This window comes from Flavobacterium pectinovorum, assembly GCF_900142715.1.
Taxonomy (GTDB): Bacteria; Bacteroidota; Bacteroidia; order Flavobacteriales; family Flavobacteriaceae; genus Flavobacterium; species Flavobacterium pectinovorum.
In genome coordinates, this window is record NZ_FRBX01000003.1 from 232339 (window position 1) to 245817 (window position 13479).

The 13479-nt window shown below is 34.5% G+C and carries 15 protein-coding genes; 1 reads left to right on the forward strand and 14 read right to left on the reverse strand.

Features of this window, described 5'->3' with window-relative positions; all coding sequences use genetic code 11:
• The first annotated feature begins 162 nt into the window (after positions 1–162).
• Positions 163–747, forward strand: a complete 585-nt coding sequence (locus BUE22_RS23845; protein ID WP_207761277.1) for a hypothetical protein — start codon at positions 163–165, stop codon at positions 745–747.
• 189 nt (positions 748–936) lie between these two features.
• On the opposite strand, the gene moaA is transcribed toward BUE22_RS23845, so the two are convergent.
• From moaA to BUE22_RS11730, 14 genes are all read right to left on the reverse strand, one after another.
• On the reverse strand, positions 937–1944 hold the full coding sequence (gene moaA / locus BUE22_RS11665) for a GTP 3',8-cyclase MoaA (protein ID WP_073395184.1): 1008 nt from the start codon (positions 1942–1944) through the stop codon (positions 937–939).
• The gene (gene moaCB / locus BUE22_RS11670; RefSeq protein ID WP_073395185.1) at positions 1931–2845 is read right to left on the reverse strand and encodes a bifunctional molybdenum cofactor biosynthesis protein MoaC/MoaB; all 915 of its coding nucleotides are present in this window, start codon (positions 2843–2845) and stop codon (positions 1931–1933) included. The genes moaA and moaCB overlap by 14 nt, the downstream gene beginning before the upstream one ends.
• Positions 2846–2854: 9 nt before the next feature.
• A complete protein-coding gene (locus BUE22_RS11675) occupies positions 2855–3286 on the reverse strand; it encodes a molybdenum cofactor biosynthesis protein MoaE (protein ID WP_042563010.1) in 432 nt (143 codons plus the stop codon).
• 195 nt (positions 3287–3481) lie between these two features.
• On the reverse strand, positions 3482–4561 hold the full coding sequence (locus BUE22_RS11680) for a HesA/MoeB/ThiF family protein (RefSeq protein WP_073395186.1): 1080 nt from the start codon (positions 4559–4561) through the stop codon (positions 3482–3484).
• 10 nt (positions 4562–4571) lie between these two features.
• Positions 4572–4808, reverse strand: coding sequence for a MoaD/ThiS family protein (locus BUE22_RS11685; RefSeq protein WP_073395187.1), 237 nt, complete (start codon positions 4806–4808; stop codon positions 4572–4574).
• 2 nt (positions 4809–4810) lie between these two features.
• Positions 4811–5599: a uroporphyrinogen-III C-methyltransferase gene (cobA, locus tag BUE22_RS11690; protein ID WP_042563013.1), complete on the reverse strand. Its 789-nt coding sequence runs from the start codon at positions 5597–5599 to the stop codon at positions 4811–4813.
• Positions 5600–5604: 5 nt separating this feature from the next.
• A complete protein-coding gene (locus tag BUE22_RS11695) occupies positions 5605–6177 on the reverse strand; it encodes a molybdenum cofactor guanylyltransferase (protein WP_073395188.1) in 573 nt (190 codons plus the stop codon).
• Positions 6178–6455: 278 nt separating this feature from the next.
• Entirely contained in the window at positions 6456–7202 is a 747-nt protein-coding gene (locus tag BUE22_RS11700) for a sulfite exporter TauE/SafE family protein (RefSeq protein WP_073395189.1), read from the reverse strand.
• A 123-nt stretch (positions 7203–7325) separates the two neighbouring features.
• The gene (locus BUE22_RS11705) at positions 7326–8498 is read right to left on the reverse strand and encodes a molybdopterin molybdotransferase MoeA (protein WP_073395190.1); all 1173 of its coding nucleotides are present in this window, start codon (positions 8496–8498) and stop codon (positions 7326–7328) included.
• Between the two features lie 168 nt (positions 8499–8666).
• Positions 8667–8915, reverse strand: coding sequence for a DUF6755 family protein (locus BUE22_RS11710; RefSeq protein WP_073395191.1), 249 nt, complete (start codon positions 8913–8915; stop codon positions 8667–8669).
• A gap of 21 nt (positions 8916–8936) precedes the next feature.
• The gene (locus BUE22_RS11715; RefSeq protein WP_073395192.1) at positions 8937–9449 is read right to left on the reverse strand and encodes a QcrA and Rieske domain-containing protein; all 513 of its coding nucleotides are present in this window, start codon (positions 9447–9449) and stop codon (positions 8937–8939) included.
• 11 nt (positions 9450–9460) lie between these two features.
• On the reverse strand, positions 9461–10030 hold the full coding sequence (locus tag BUE22_RS11720; protein WP_073395193.1) for a 4Fe-4S dicluster domain-containing protein: 570 nt from the start codon (positions 10028–10030) through the stop codon (positions 9461–9463).
• A 17-nt stretch (positions 10031–10047) separates the two neighbouring features.
• A complete protein-coding gene (locus tag BUE22_RS11725; protein WP_073395194.1) occupies positions 10048–12264 on the reverse strand; it encodes a molybdopterin oxidoreductase family protein in 2217 nt (738 codons plus the stop codon).
• A gap of 155 nt (positions 12265–12419) precedes the next feature.
• Positions 12420–13472, reverse strand: a complete 1053-nt coding sequence (locus BUE22_RS11730; protein ID WP_073395195.1) for an MFS transporter — start codon at positions 13470–13472, stop codon at positions 12420–12422.
• Positions 13473–13479 lie beyond the last annotated feature (7 nt).

Below are 13479 nucleotides of genomic sequence, written 5' to 3' on the forward strand. Positions count from 1 at the left end.
CAAGATCTTTAACTAAAGCAATTATAATAAACGACTTATAAAAATCTTAACATTCTTGTATTTAATTATTGCTTAAATTTAACTAGCTAAGAATTTATCTTTTGATGAATAACAACTTCATTTATCTTAGTGAAATCAATTTACTCAACTAAAAATACCATTATGATAAAAAGAACACCAAGAACATCAGCCGTAAAAAACACAGATATTCCTGCCGAAGAACCAATAGCGCCAATTACAGAAAGCATTCCGGAAACGGATAAACCTCTTATAAAAACACCTGTTAAGAGAGCGCCGAGAACCGCAACAAAAGCACCTGCAACAACAGCAAAAACACCTGTAAAACCAGCTTCTGCAAATACTCCAAAAGCAATTATAAAAAGAACGACGGGATCAACTGCAAAGACAGGAACAATAACTCCTGAAATTATAGAAATCTCTACGATTGATAAAAAAACTGACGAAAAGCAGCCAATAGAAAATCAAGAAGTAACCGTTTTTAAGAGTATAAAAGATAAGTTGAAAGATGCTAAAAACAAGCAAAAAGAGAAAAAAGAGAAAGCAAAAAGAAGAGAAAAAGAGATTAAAGCAGTTATAAAAAAGCTGGAAAAAGAAAAGAAAGCAAAGCTAAAAGCTGAAACTAAAAAGAAAGAAAAAGCAAAAAAAGAGAAAGAAAAAGCTAAGGCGAAACTAAAAAAGCTTGCAAAAAAGAAAGATAGTAAAGCGAAATCGAAGAAGAAAAAATAAGAATAGAAAGGTTTGACTTTATATGGAGTTGAGCCTTTTTTTGTTTTAAACGTCTAATTTGTCATTTCGGGGAACGAGAAATCACACAAGAAGCTTCGCAATCAAAATCGCCAATCTTTGTAGAGTTACGAGTTACGAGTGTGATTTCTCGTTCCTCGAAATGACAATGCACTCGCGAAGTCGAAGGAATCATCCCCCAATTGCAATCATACTGCGATTATCAAAATGCAAAGAAGGATCATCCATTTCTTCAATCGTAACCATCCCGGCTCTGACTTTCTTTTTATTTTTAATCGATACGGAAATTAAGTTTTCGATAGATTCACCATTTCTAAAAGGTGTCAGCAAATCAGTTTCTGAATTAGAAAAAAGACAATTTTTTATTTTCCCGTTTGCCGTAAGGCGGATTCTGTTGCAGCCATCACAAAACGGATTCGTAATAGAACTTATAATTCCGAAATCGCCCAGAAAACCTTTTATTCTATATGTTCTCGCTGTAAAGTTTTTTTCGTCTTCTAATTTCTGAATTTCTTCAGATAAAAAAACACTTTCTACCTGAGACAAAATCTCATTTTGAGAAACCATTTTGCTCCTGTCCCACTCGTTTCCGGCAAAAGGCATAAACTCAATAAACCGAACTGATATTGGCAGAAACTGGGTTAATTTAATAAAATCTATAATTTCATTATCATTAAAACCTTTCATCAAAACTACATTAACTTTTACCGTAAAATCATGATTTAAAAGCAAATGCAAATTACTAATTACTTTTTCAAACTGATCTCTAAGTGTTACAGAATGAAATTTTGATGCAACCAAAGTATCTAAACTCAAATTGATCTTTTTGATTTTAGCCTGCTTTAAAGCATCAATATGACGATCAATTAAGATTCCGTTTGTGGTAATCGAAAGTGACGTTTTTAAAGTTGATAATTTCGAAATAATCTCCGGAAAATCTTTTCTTAATAAAGGCTCACCGCCTGTTAATCTAATTTTATCAACACCATTTTCTACGAAAGTCTGGGCTAAAGCTAAAATCTCATCGGCAGTCATTAAACTGGCTTTTGGAGACAATGCGATCCCATCAGCAGGCATGCAATACGTACAACGCAAATTGCATTTCTCCAGCAACGAAATACGCAAATAATTGTGTTTTCGCCCAAAATCATCCGTTAAAATGGTTTTAGAGAGTGTCATGATTTTTTCCTTTTAAAATATGAAAAACGTGCATTACATGCGGAAAAACAGCGTCCATTGATTCTCTGGCTCCGTTTGTTGATCCCGGCAAAGCCAAAACCAAACTTTTTCCTAATGTTCCTGCAACTGTTCTTGATAACATTGCGTATGGCATTCTTTGTTGTCCGTAATCGCGAATTGCTTCTTCAATTCCCGGAATTCTGCTTTCCAGTAATGGCGACAATGCTTCGGGAGTTACGTCTCTTGGTGATAATCCGGTTCCTCCCGTAAAAATTACCAACTGATTTTCTTCGGCAAAAGCCTTCGTTTTTTCCTGAATAATATCAATTTCATCAGGAATAATCTCATAATGGGTTGTTTCAACTCCGTAAGAAGTTAATTTTTCGACAATAATTTTTCCGGAACGATCTTCCTTTTCTCCGGCAAAAATCGAATCGGAACAAACAAAAACCGCTGCTTTTATTGCGTTTGGAAATTTATTTTTAAAAGAAGATTTTCCGCCTTCTTTATTCACTAATTTAATAGTCGAAATTTCAATCTCTTTATCAATTGGTTTCAGCATATCGTACATCGTCAGCGCCACGATAGACGCGCCGTGCATCGCCTCGACCTCAACTCCGGTTTTGTAAACAGTTTTTACATTGAAGATAATCTGAATTGTTAAACCTTCAATTTTATATGCTACCGAAGTAAATTCGATTGGAATCGGATGACAATCCGGAATCGACAAATGCGTGTTTTTTACAGCAAATAATCCTGCTGTTTTTGCCATTTCCAGCACATTTCCTTTCGGAACCAAATTATTCACCACAGCATCAATTGTTTCCTGTTTGCTAACTTTTACAATTGCTGTGGCTGTTGCAGCTCTTAACGTGCTTATTTTATGCGTAATATCTACCATTATATTTTGTTAGGTATTTTGTTTCCAGGTGAATGTATCGTTTTCAAACATTTCTTTACCAAAAATGGGCACATCGGTTTTTATCCAGTTTACAATAGCTTCCGTCGCTTCATAAACCTGTTTGCGTCGCGTTGCCGAAACAAATACGAATAAACAAATTTCACCTGCTTTTACCACGCCTAAACTGTGATAAATATGCATACAGGTCAAATCGAATTTAGCAAATGCTTTTTCTCGAATCGCGTGTAAAGCTTCATTTGCCATATCGGTATAAGCCGAATAATCGATCGCCACTACAGTATTGTCGTGAATCACATCGGCACGAACCTGACCCAGAAAAATATTGTGCGCACCAATAGTATGTTTCGATTGATGTTTTGCGATAGATTCTGCTATAAATTCAGGAGCAATTGGTCCTTCTACAAATACATTTTTACTCATTTTTTATTATTTTTTTGCCACAAATTATTATAAAATAGATTGTGAGTTTGCCCACAGATTTACACAGGTTTTAACTGATCTTCTTTTTTTTCGACAATCCAAGCGATGAAATAAAAGCGAACAGATGAAGCAATTAATATGACTTTAAAAATCTGTGTTCAATCTGTTTAATCCGTTGAATCTGTGTGCTATCCTTTATAAGCTTAGTTTCTCTTCTTTCAATAATTGTTTCATTGCTAAAGCTCCTCCGGCAATACTTTTTACATTTTTGAATTCTTTTTTCTGAAGCAATTCAACTGCTATTTTACTTCTGATTCCGGATTGACAATAAACATAAATCGTTTGATTTGGATTCAGTTTTTTGAATTCGTTTTCTAAATTCATTAACGGAATCCGTATACCATTTTTGAAATTAATTTTCGGAACCTCATCTTCATTTCTAACATCCAGAAAAAGAACTTCGTGATTATCAATTTCATTTAAAATTGCTGAAACAGAAATTTCTTCAACCTGATTTTCAACTTCTTTATACTTTTCTTCAAAAGCTTCTTTATCCATTACAAAATTTGTACTCTTTTCAAAGTCATACTTTTGCTGTTCGTTATTTAAAATATTATAAACAAGTATTTTACCACTCAACACTTCTCCAATTTCCAGAATCATTTTGATCACTTCATTCGCTTGAAGCATTCCAATAATTCCAACCGAAATCCCAATAACTCCGGCATCTTCACAATTTAAAGATTGCACGTTTTCATCCGGAAATAAACATCTGTAAGTGGGTCCGTTTTGATAATTGAAGACTGAAACCTGTCCCTGAAACCTGAAAATAGAGCCATAAACCATTGGTTTATCTGTAACTAAACAGGCATCATTTATTAAATATTTTATAAATATATTATCAGTCGCATCAACAATAATATCATATTTTTCAAATAACGAAATCGCGTTTTTGCCAGACAATTTCTCTACGATCGCATTTACTTTTATTAATGGATTCAATTCAGAAATCATCAATTTAGATTCATCGACTTTGTATTTTCCAACAGCCGAACTTTTGTAAATTACCTGACGATGCAAATTCGAAATTTCGATAACATCATCATCTACAATTCCAATTTCGCCAACGCCTGCCGCCGCTAAATAAGGCAATATAGAAGATGCCAAACCTCCTGCACCAATTACTAAAACTTTTGCTTTTAATAATTTATACTGCCCAACTTCTCCAATTTCCGGAAGAATAATTTGTCTGTTATAGCGTTCAGATGTATTCATAAATTTTGTTTTATCCTCCTGCAAACGGAGGCAATAAAGCTACTATATCACTTGTTTTCAAAGTAAAATCTGTTGCTTTTGGTACTATTTTCTGGTTTACTGCTACACTAAATGACAGTGAGTTAAATTGATATTTTTCTTCTAAATCCAGCAGTAATTCCTGCAATGAAATTTCAGAAGAAACTATCTTTTCAAACTCGCATTTGGTTTTTTCAGCGACAGCTCCAAAATATTTAATCTCAATCATTTTTATAAATTTAAATTCTGAAAAATAAATTCATCGTCAAAATGTTCCTGAAAATAAGAAGTTAATTTTGATGTATTTTTCACTACCTCGCCAATGACAATAATGGCCGGCGAAGAAATTTTATTTTCTGATACCAATTTAGCAATTGAACTGATAGTTCCAACCACTTTTTGTTCCGTATTTTTTGTTCCGTTTTGAATAATAGCAATTGGCAAATCATCCGTTCTGTTTTCTTTATAAATAGAAATAATTTCTTCTAATTTATGCATTCCCATCAAAATAACTACGGTCGCAGCCGATTTTGAAGCCAAATGAATGTCTTTAGACAATTTATGATTTGAAGTTGTTCCGGTAATTACCCAAAAACTTTCTGCAATCTGGCGTTGCGTTAAACTAATTCCAACCGAAGCCGGAACGCCCAAAGCAGATGAAATTCCGGGAACAATGGCTGTTTCCAGACCAAATTTTTCTACATATTCAATTTCTTCACTTCCTCTTCCAAAAATAAAAGGATCGCCGCCTTTTAAGCGAACGACATGGCCATAACGATTGGCCATTGACACAATCAATTCGTTAATCTGGTCCTGCGTGTAAGCATGACAACCCAAACGTTTGCCTACAAAAACAATTTCTGCTTTTGTCGCATATTGCAATAATTCTTCGTTTACCAGTGCGTCGTACAAAACCACATCGGCATTTTCTAAGGCTTTAATTGCTTTTAAAGTAATCAATTCAGCGTCACCGGGACCTGCGCCTACAATCGTTAATTTTGGTGTTTTTGAATTTCGCATAACTTTTAACTTAAATTGATATTCAGATCGTTTAATTCGTCTGCCGAATTAATATTAGTTAAATGAAAGTTTTCACTTTCGTCAATTTTGATAATCTGATGCGGAACATTCGCTATTAGATTCATCATTTTTAAATCGTCGTTATCAATTGCGCTTTTGATAACAGGCAATACTTTCTTTGAATAAATTCCGATTAACGGATGCATTCTGCTCTCTGAGGCAAAAACCGAAATTTCGGCTTCATCATTCTGTTTTGATATTAATTCCGACAATAATTCGGTTGAAATTAATGGAATATCACAACTTAAAATCAAATTAAATTCAGATTCAGAATTCGATAGTGCTGTGTAAATTCCTCCCAACGGACCTTTATCTGTAACAATATCCGGTATTTTTGTATAGGGCAAATAATCGTATTCTTTTGTATTTGTAATTAATGTAATATTATCTGTAATAGGCAAAATTGCCTGAATTATATGTTCTATAAACGGTTTATTCTGAAACAAAACCAATCCTTTCTCTGACTGCATTCGAGAACTTTTTCCTCCGCAAAGAATAAAAACTTTTAATGTTTCCATGGCTTTTTTTGTTTCAGGTTATTTTTGTTTCAGGTTTCAGGTTTTGCCAATCTTTGTCCCGACGGTTGAAACCGGCGGCTATGTTTATATAACATTTCTTTCATCTACTTTTAACATTGCCAGAGGTTTCAACCTCGGGAAGCATATCGTTGTTCATTTATCCCCAACGGTTGAAACCGTTGGCTATGTTCCTAGCATTTCTTTTAATCGTTTTTCAGACATAGCGCGCGGTTTCAACCGTGGAGTCCGTTATGTATATTTACATTCAATTTTCAATTTTACGGAAAAATCAATTTTATGCTTGCCATTAAAATTACTGCTCCTAAAACCATTTTTAATGTTCTGTTTGAAAATTTACCACTTCCGTAAAATCCACCCAAAATTCCTCCTACAACTGCAATCGGAACTAAATAAAAACTCTCCATCGGAACTGTTTTTCCTCCTAAAAAGAAACCCAGCATTCCTGCAAATGAATTTACAAAAATGAACAAACTCGAAATAGCTGCCGATTCTTTTACCGAAGCCCATCCTAAAAATAATAAAATCGGACTCAGGATAATTCCGCCGCCAATTCCTAACATTCCGGATAATAAACCAATTGCAAAACCTATTGCTAGTGCAAAAGGCAACTTTATTTCTACTGCTTCTTTTTCTTTAAAATTAAAAATACCAAACAATCTAAGTGCTGCAAAAACTAATACAATTCCTAAAATGATCTTATAAATTGTATTATCTAAAGTTATAAAACCACCAATAAATGCGGCCGGAACTGACGCTATTGCAAAAGGATAAAAAAGTTTTGGTTTGAAATAATTCATTCTGTAATAAAAGAAAAATGAAATACTCGAAACAAACAAGTTTAAAAGCAATGCCGAAGGTTTCATAATGGCCACCGGAAAAGCAAAAATCGTCATCAAAGCCAAATATCCAGATGCACCGCCGTGCCCAACACTAGAGTATAAAAATGCAATCACGATTAAAGCAAAGCTGAACAGAAGAATATTTTCGGAACTAAGGAGATTCATTTATATTATGTTTCAGGTTTATTTTTGTTTCAAGTTTCAAGTTTGATATGTTTTATTTTACATACCGCATTTTACAATTCATATTCAATTATCTTATTTTCAAATTATCTCAATTATCTAATTCTAATTTATTGGCAGCAAAGTCACCTGTTCATCTTTTTTTAGCGATTCTTTGTCATGCGGCACAATCAATAAACTATTAGCTATAGCAAAGGTATTTAACATTGCTGAACTTTGGCCTTCCAGAATTGTTACATTGGTTTCGTCGTAAAGCGCCTTTAGGAATAATGTTTTTCCAGTTGTATTTATAAATCCTGTATTCAATTTTCGAACCAGTTTTGGTAAATGAATATCCGAAAATCCCATCCTGTTTTTAATTGCCGGATATACATAAATATAAAAATTAGTTAGCGATGAAGCGGGATTCCCTGGCAAAGCAAATACTAATGTTTCATTTTTTGAACCAAAAAACATTGGCTTTCCGGGTTTTTGATTAATTTTATAAAATAGCTCTTGTACTCCGTTTTCTAATAATGCTTCTTTTACAAAATCATAATCTCCAACAGAAATTCCACCGGAAATTAAAACAATATCAAATTTTGGAAGAATATTTTTTAAGGCTTTTTTCGTTGCTTTAAGATTATCTTTTACTTTAAAACTTTTCACTTTTTTAATTCCGATAGTCTGAAGAGCTGCCTGAAGCATTACCGAATTACTTTCGTAAATTTTTCCTTTTGGCAATTCCTTACCTGCTTTTACCAATTCATTACCTGTTACTAAAATAGCAACTTTAGGTTTTTTATAGACTTCAACTTCTGTAATTCCCAAACACGCTAAAAAGCCAATTGCAGCTGGTGTAATCAAAGTATTGGCTTCAAAAACAACATCTTCTTTTACTATTTGTTCTCCTTTTGCCCTAACATTTGTAAATTGTTTCGGCATTTTGGTAATCAAAATTGAGTTTTCGTTTGCCATAACATGTTCCTGCATTACAACAGTGTCAGCATCTTTAGGAACAAAAGCTCCGGTAAAAATACGTACGGCTTCATTTTCTTTTAATTTTATATCAGTATGATCTCCTGCCTGCGAAATACCAATTACGTCATATTGATGTTTTTCGCTGTGAATAAAAGCGTAACCATCCATTGCAGATTGTCGAAAAGGCGGCATATTGATTGGCGAATAAATCGTTTCGGCCAAAATATATCCTAATGCCTTCTGCACTGAAATTTTTTGAACTGGCATTGTAGTGCTGTTCTCTGCAATAATTGATAAGGCTTGTTCGACTTGAATCATGGCTGCTATTTTATAGACAAGCAAAATACTTATTGCAAATATAAGTATTTTTACTTAGTTTTATTAATTAATAATCTAAAATTTAAAAAGATTATAAATTTAAGCTTAATTCTTCTAATTCTTTTAGAAAAACCAATCAAATAGCTTTCACATGTTATTTAAATCAAATTACTTGTTTTGGAAATTTCCTTTGGGAAGATAATACAGCCAGGAAAATCCAATAAAAAATAAAATCGCAGATGCTACAAACGCTGGTAACAGGATCTCTTTATTATTTTCTAATGCGTTGTTTAACGATGCATATAACAACCAAATCTGAATACTGACATTTAAAATTAAAATAAAAATAAGTGTCGAAAGTATATTATTCAGCTTATTGGGATTTACACGATTCTGACTTCTTCTAAAAGTACTCATGATAATTGTTTTTAGTTGATATTAGCTTTCTTTTTCCTGAATCATTGCTTTTACATAAACGGCATTTTCTTTAAAAAATACTTCTAGTTGTGGCAAAGCTCTTGGCGGTGGTCCGGCAATTACATCGCCGGTCATGGCATCAAATGATCCTTCGTGGCACGGACAATGTATAATTCCGGTTCCGGGTTTATAAAAAACAGAACAGGATAAGTGCGTGCATTTTTGTTCGTAAGCTCTAAAATCGCCACTTTCGAGATGTATCAAAATATACGGAATTGTACTTCCTTCGATTACAAAACCTCTTGTTCCTCCTACCGGAATTTCGTTTTTATCACAAATAAAATGTTCACCCTGCACGCTTTCTTTTGGCAATAAATAAGCTTTGGCGGCAACAAATCCGCTTCCTATCATTAATCCTCCCGAAACAAAAGTCAGGAATTTAGCAAAATCACGTCGGCTTACTTGTGTTGATTCCTGCTTTTGTATTGGGAAATCTTTTTTCCAGTTTTGATTTAAATTATCTTCTTTTGACATGGATTTAGATTTTAATATATTCTTAATTCATTACTGCCTTTTGGCATCATAATATTTACTTTGGTTTTTACGGTTTCCTGTCCAAAAATGAACGTATTAATTGGCGTACTATTAGGTCTCATTTCTTCAATTTGTTCTCTTGTACCGTAAAATAATGCTCCACTTGGACAAACTGTGGCGCACATTGGTTTTTTACCAACGCTTGTTCTGTCGTAACACATGGTGCATTTCATCATTAAATCGTATTCTTCCATTTTTTTAGGAACCCCAAACGGACATGCCATAACACAATTCGAACAGCCAATACATCTTTCGGTATTTGCTGTGTGGACAACACCAAATTCATCTTGCGAAATAGCATCAGCGGGACAAACATTTGCACAAACTGGATCTTCGCAATGCATACAAACCTGTACTGTTGTTTGAATTGTTGAGGAACGCTCGACATAATTCACGCTAATTAGTGATTCCTGACCGTTTGTTTCACATTCTGCACAAGCCATTTCACAGGCTTTACAGCCAATACAGCGCTGCAGATCTACAAAAAACTCTTCATTTCTATTAAAATTAGTCAAGTTCATATTGTTATTTTTATAGATTAAACACTTGCATAAGCTTCTGATTCTTTAGATGGCGGTGCTATTTCCTTCAAAGGATCTAATAAACAGGCACAAACTTTAAACTCAGGTATTTTAGAAATTGGATCTAATGTTCCCGGCGTTAACTGATTGGCTGATTTCGCACCCGGCCAATGATAGGGTATAAAAACAGTATCTTTTCGAATTGTTTCTACAATATTTGCGGGAAAAATTCCTTCTCCTCTTCTTGTTGCAACTCGTACTAATTCTCTTTGTTTTATGCCATATTTTGCTGCCAATTCGGGGTGAATTTCCAGCATTGGTTCCGGAAATTGATCTACTAGTTTTCCTATTCTACGGGTTTGTGTGCCGCTTAAATATTGCGAAACCACACGACCTGTTGTTAAGGTTATAGGATATTCATCATCTGTAACTTCACCGGGAAGCTTGTATGGCGCAGGATTAAAATGTGCTTTTCCGTCTGGGGTTTTAAACTTTTTATCTTCCCATAATCTTGGGGTTCCCGGATGATCATCTGTAGGACAAGGCCAAAAAACGCCCATATTGTCTTCTACTTTTTTATAGGATATTCCAAAATAATCTGCTGTTCCGCCTTTTGAAGCAACACGCAATTCATTAAATATTGCTTCGCTATCATTGTATGTAAATTTATCTTCTTCGCCCAATCGTTTGGCTATTTCTAATAATATGGAAGTATCTGTTCTGGCTTCTCCAGGAGGTGTAACAGCCTGACGAATTCTAATTACGCGACCTTCTGCAGATGTTGTTGTTCCTTCTTCTTCTTCCTGTAAAGATCCTGCTAAAACAATATCTGCATGGCGGGCAGTTTCGTTTAGGAAGAAATCAATACAAACATAAAACTCCAGTTTTTCGAGAGCGGATCTTACATAATTGTTATTTGGCAAAGACACCAATGGATTAAAACAAATCGATATTAATCCTTTGATTTCATCTCTGTGAATGGCTTCTATAATTTCATAAGCAGTCAGGCCTTTGCCGGGCATATCTTTTTCATCAATTCCCCAAACCTCAGAGATATATTTTCTGTGTTCCGGATTTTCGATATCACGATTTCCCGGCAATTGATCGCATTTATGTCCGTGTTCTCTTCCTCCTTGTCCGTTTCCTTGTCCTGTTATGGTTCCGTAGCCACAATAAGGTCTGCCAATTCTTCCAGTGGCAAGAACCAGATTAATACATCCTAAAACATTATCAACTCCTTTTGAGTGATGTTCGATTCCGCGGGCATGAAGTAAGAAGCTTGTTTTGGCTTTGCCCCATAATTCTGCAGCTTCTTGTATTTTATATTTATCGATTCCCGTAATTTCTTCTGCCCATTCTAAGGTATAGTCTTTTACAGCATCAATTGTTTCCTGAAAACCTGATGTATAATTATCAATAAAATCATGATCAAGCATATCGTGATCTACCAGATATTTTAACATCGCACCGTACAAAGCAGAATCTGTTCCGGGTTTTACATCCAGATGAACATCGGCAGTTCTGGCTAACGGAATCATCCTTGGATCTATAACAATCAGTTTTGCTCCGCGATCTCTGGCTTTCCAGATCCAATGGGTTAACGTTGGAAAAGTCTCGCTGATATTGGCTCCGGCAACAATAATTACTTCTGCATATTCTAAATCAGAATAGTTGTTTGAGGCACGATCAAGTCCAAAAGCTTTTTTATTTCCTGCTCCGGCACTTACCATGCAAAGTCTTCCGTTATAATCCAGGTTTCTGGTTTTTAAGGCGACACGGGCAAATTTTCCAACCAAATAACTTTTTTCATTGGTTAGCGATACGCCGGATAACATCGAAAAAGCATGTTTACCGTATTTTTCCTGAATTCTTTTTATTTCAGAGACGGTTTTGTCCATCGCTTCATCCCAGGTTGTTTTCTCGAAACCTTTTCCTTCTACTCTTTTTATTGGATGCAAAAGGCGGTCAGGATGATTATTTTGCAAATAGCGCTGAACTCCTTTTGGACATAAACGACCTTCATTAAAAGGAAACTCCATCCAGGGTTCAAAACCTACTACTTTGTTATCTTTTACTGATAATTGAATACCACATTGCATTCCGCAAAAGCAACAATGTGTTTTTACCAATTTATCGGGTTCATCTCTACCTTCGTAACCATCTTTTGGTGCATAATTTAAATGCGGACCAAAATCTTCAATAATCTTTTCAGTTGATACAGGTAATTTTGCCATGTCTTTTTATTTTGTTTTGTTTCAGGTTTTGTTTTTTTGTTTCAAGTTTTTTTGTTTCAAGTTTCAAGTTCACACTTTGTGTAGACTTTAGTTTATAGACAAGCTATAGTAACCTGAAACAAAAAAACTAAACTTAAAACCTGAAACTCTTTTTATTATCCAAATAAGCTTCCGCCGCTTTCTAATCTTGCTTTTAAGTGTGCTTGCGCCAATCTTGATCTTTTTCCTTCGGGACTTAAATCGAGATGCGATGTTCCGTCTTCATGTGTAAAATCAAAACCTAATTGTTTAGTTACAATTTTTAAATCGTCAATATGAAGTTGTGTTGCAAATTCTTCTCCGGTATGGGGACAAACTGCCATTCCTTTTTTTATTCCTTCTTTTTTATAAATATGCGCCCCAATTTGTCCCGGACGCTGAATGATGTGAAAGAATTTTCCAAACGGTATCCATATTAAAAACATGATTACTGTTACAGCATGAATTACGGCAAGAAAATCATATGCAAATCCTTTCATGAACTGATACGAATAAGTAAGGCATAATCCGGTTACGGAAATCGCTATTAATAAAATCAACGGTAATAAATCGCCTTCAAAAGATTGGGTTGCAATTAATCCGGGATTTGTCAATCGTCTTCTTAAGTAATACACAGATCCAATTATAACCAGCCAGGAAGACCAGTTAAGAGCGTGAAAAATTAGAAATGCGAGAAAAGAGCCTATTGTAAAATCCATTATTTTGAAACCAAAAAAATGGGCTTCGTAAATAGAAATAGAATTAGGCGCCAATGTAAAATGAATCCATCCAAATGTTAGCGGTATCGTAATTGCAAAAGCCGACATACAGCCCAAAGCGATACAAAAATGGGCAAACCATCTGTACTTACTTCTTGGATAAATAAATTTTTGAACTACAATGTTCTCAACAGATTCTTTTCCTAAAAACCATACATGTTCAAAGATTTTTCCGGTAAACAAAAACTGGAAACTTCGTTTGAAATACATCCATGTTGGCGGACGCTGCAACCATACTGTATAACGATATACGATTCCGAAGAAGGCGAATACAGTTCCGAATAAATACGTAATTAATGCAGCGTCAAAATTTTGTAATTCTCTGGATCCGTAAAAAACCAATACAATAGTCAATACAGAAACCAGAGTTGCTATAAGTAACGCTTTGGTATTAAATGTTTTATTTTTCATCCTTAAT

What these genes read in the sequence shown, in the direction of transcription:
- BUE22_RS23845 (WP_207761277.1), top strand. Translation starts at nt 163, where the DNA reads ATGATAAAAAGAACACCAAGAACATCAGCCGTAAAAAACACAGATATT.
- moaA (WP_073395184.1), bottom strand. Translation starts at nt 1,944, where the DNA reads ATGACACTCTCTAAAACCATTTTAACGGATGATTTTGGGCGAAAACAC.
- moaCB (WP_073395185.1), bottom strand. Translation starts at nt 2,845, where the DNA reads ATGGTAGATATTACGCATAAAATAAGCACGTTAAGAGCTGCAACAGCC.
- BUE22_RS11675 (WP_042563010.1), bottom strand. Translation starts at nt 3,286, where the DNA reads ATGAGTAAAAATGTATTTGTAGAAGGACCAATTGCTCCTGAATTTATA.
- BUE22_RS11680 (WP_073395186.1), bottom strand. Translation starts at nt 4,561, where the DNA reads ATGAATACATCTGAACGCTATAACAGACAAATTATTCTTCCGGAAATT.
- BUE22_RS11685 (WP_073395187.1), bottom strand. Translation starts at nt 4,808, where the DNA reads ATGATTGAGATTAAATATTTTGGAGCTGTCGCTGAAAAAACCAAATGC.
- cobA (WP_042563013.1), bottom strand. Translation starts at nt 5,599, where the DNA reads ATGCGAAATTCAAAAACACCAAAATTAACGATTGTAGGCGCAGGTCCC.
- BUE22_RS11695 (WP_073395188.1), bottom strand. Translation starts at nt 6,177, where the DNA reads ATGGAAACATTAAAAGTTTTTATTCTTTGCGGAGGAAAAAGTTCTCGA.
- BUE22_RS11700 (WP_073395189.1), bottom strand. Translation starts at nt 7,202, where the DNA reads ATGAATCTCCTTAGTTCCGAAAATATTCTTCTGTTCAGCTTTGCTTTA.
- BUE22_RS11705 (WP_073395190.1), bottom strand. Translation starts at nt 8,498, where the DNA reads ATGATTCAAGTCGAACAAGCCTTATCAATTATTGCAGAGAACAGCACT.
- BUE22_RS11710 (WP_073395191.1), bottom strand. Translation starts at nt 8,915, where the DNA reads ATGAGTACTTTTAGAAGAAGTCAGAATCGTGTAAATCCCAATAAGCTG.
- BUE22_RS11715 (WP_073395192.1), bottom strand. Translation starts at nt 9,449, where the DNA reads ATGTCAAAAGAAGATAATTTAAATCAAAACTGGAAAAAAGATTTCCCA.
- BUE22_RS11720 (WP_073395193.1), bottom strand. Translation starts at nt 10,030, where the DNA reads ATGAACTTGACTAATTTTAATAGAAATGAAGAGTTTTTTGTAGATCTG.
- BUE22_RS11725 (WP_073395194.1), bottom strand. Translation starts at nt 12,264, where the DNA reads ATGGCAAAATTACCTGTATCAACTGAAAAGATTATTGAAGATTTTGGT.
- BUE22_RS11730 (WP_073395195.1), bottom strand. Translation starts at nt 13,472, where the DNA reads ATGAAAAATAAAACATTTAATACCAAAGCGTTACTTATAGCAACTCTG.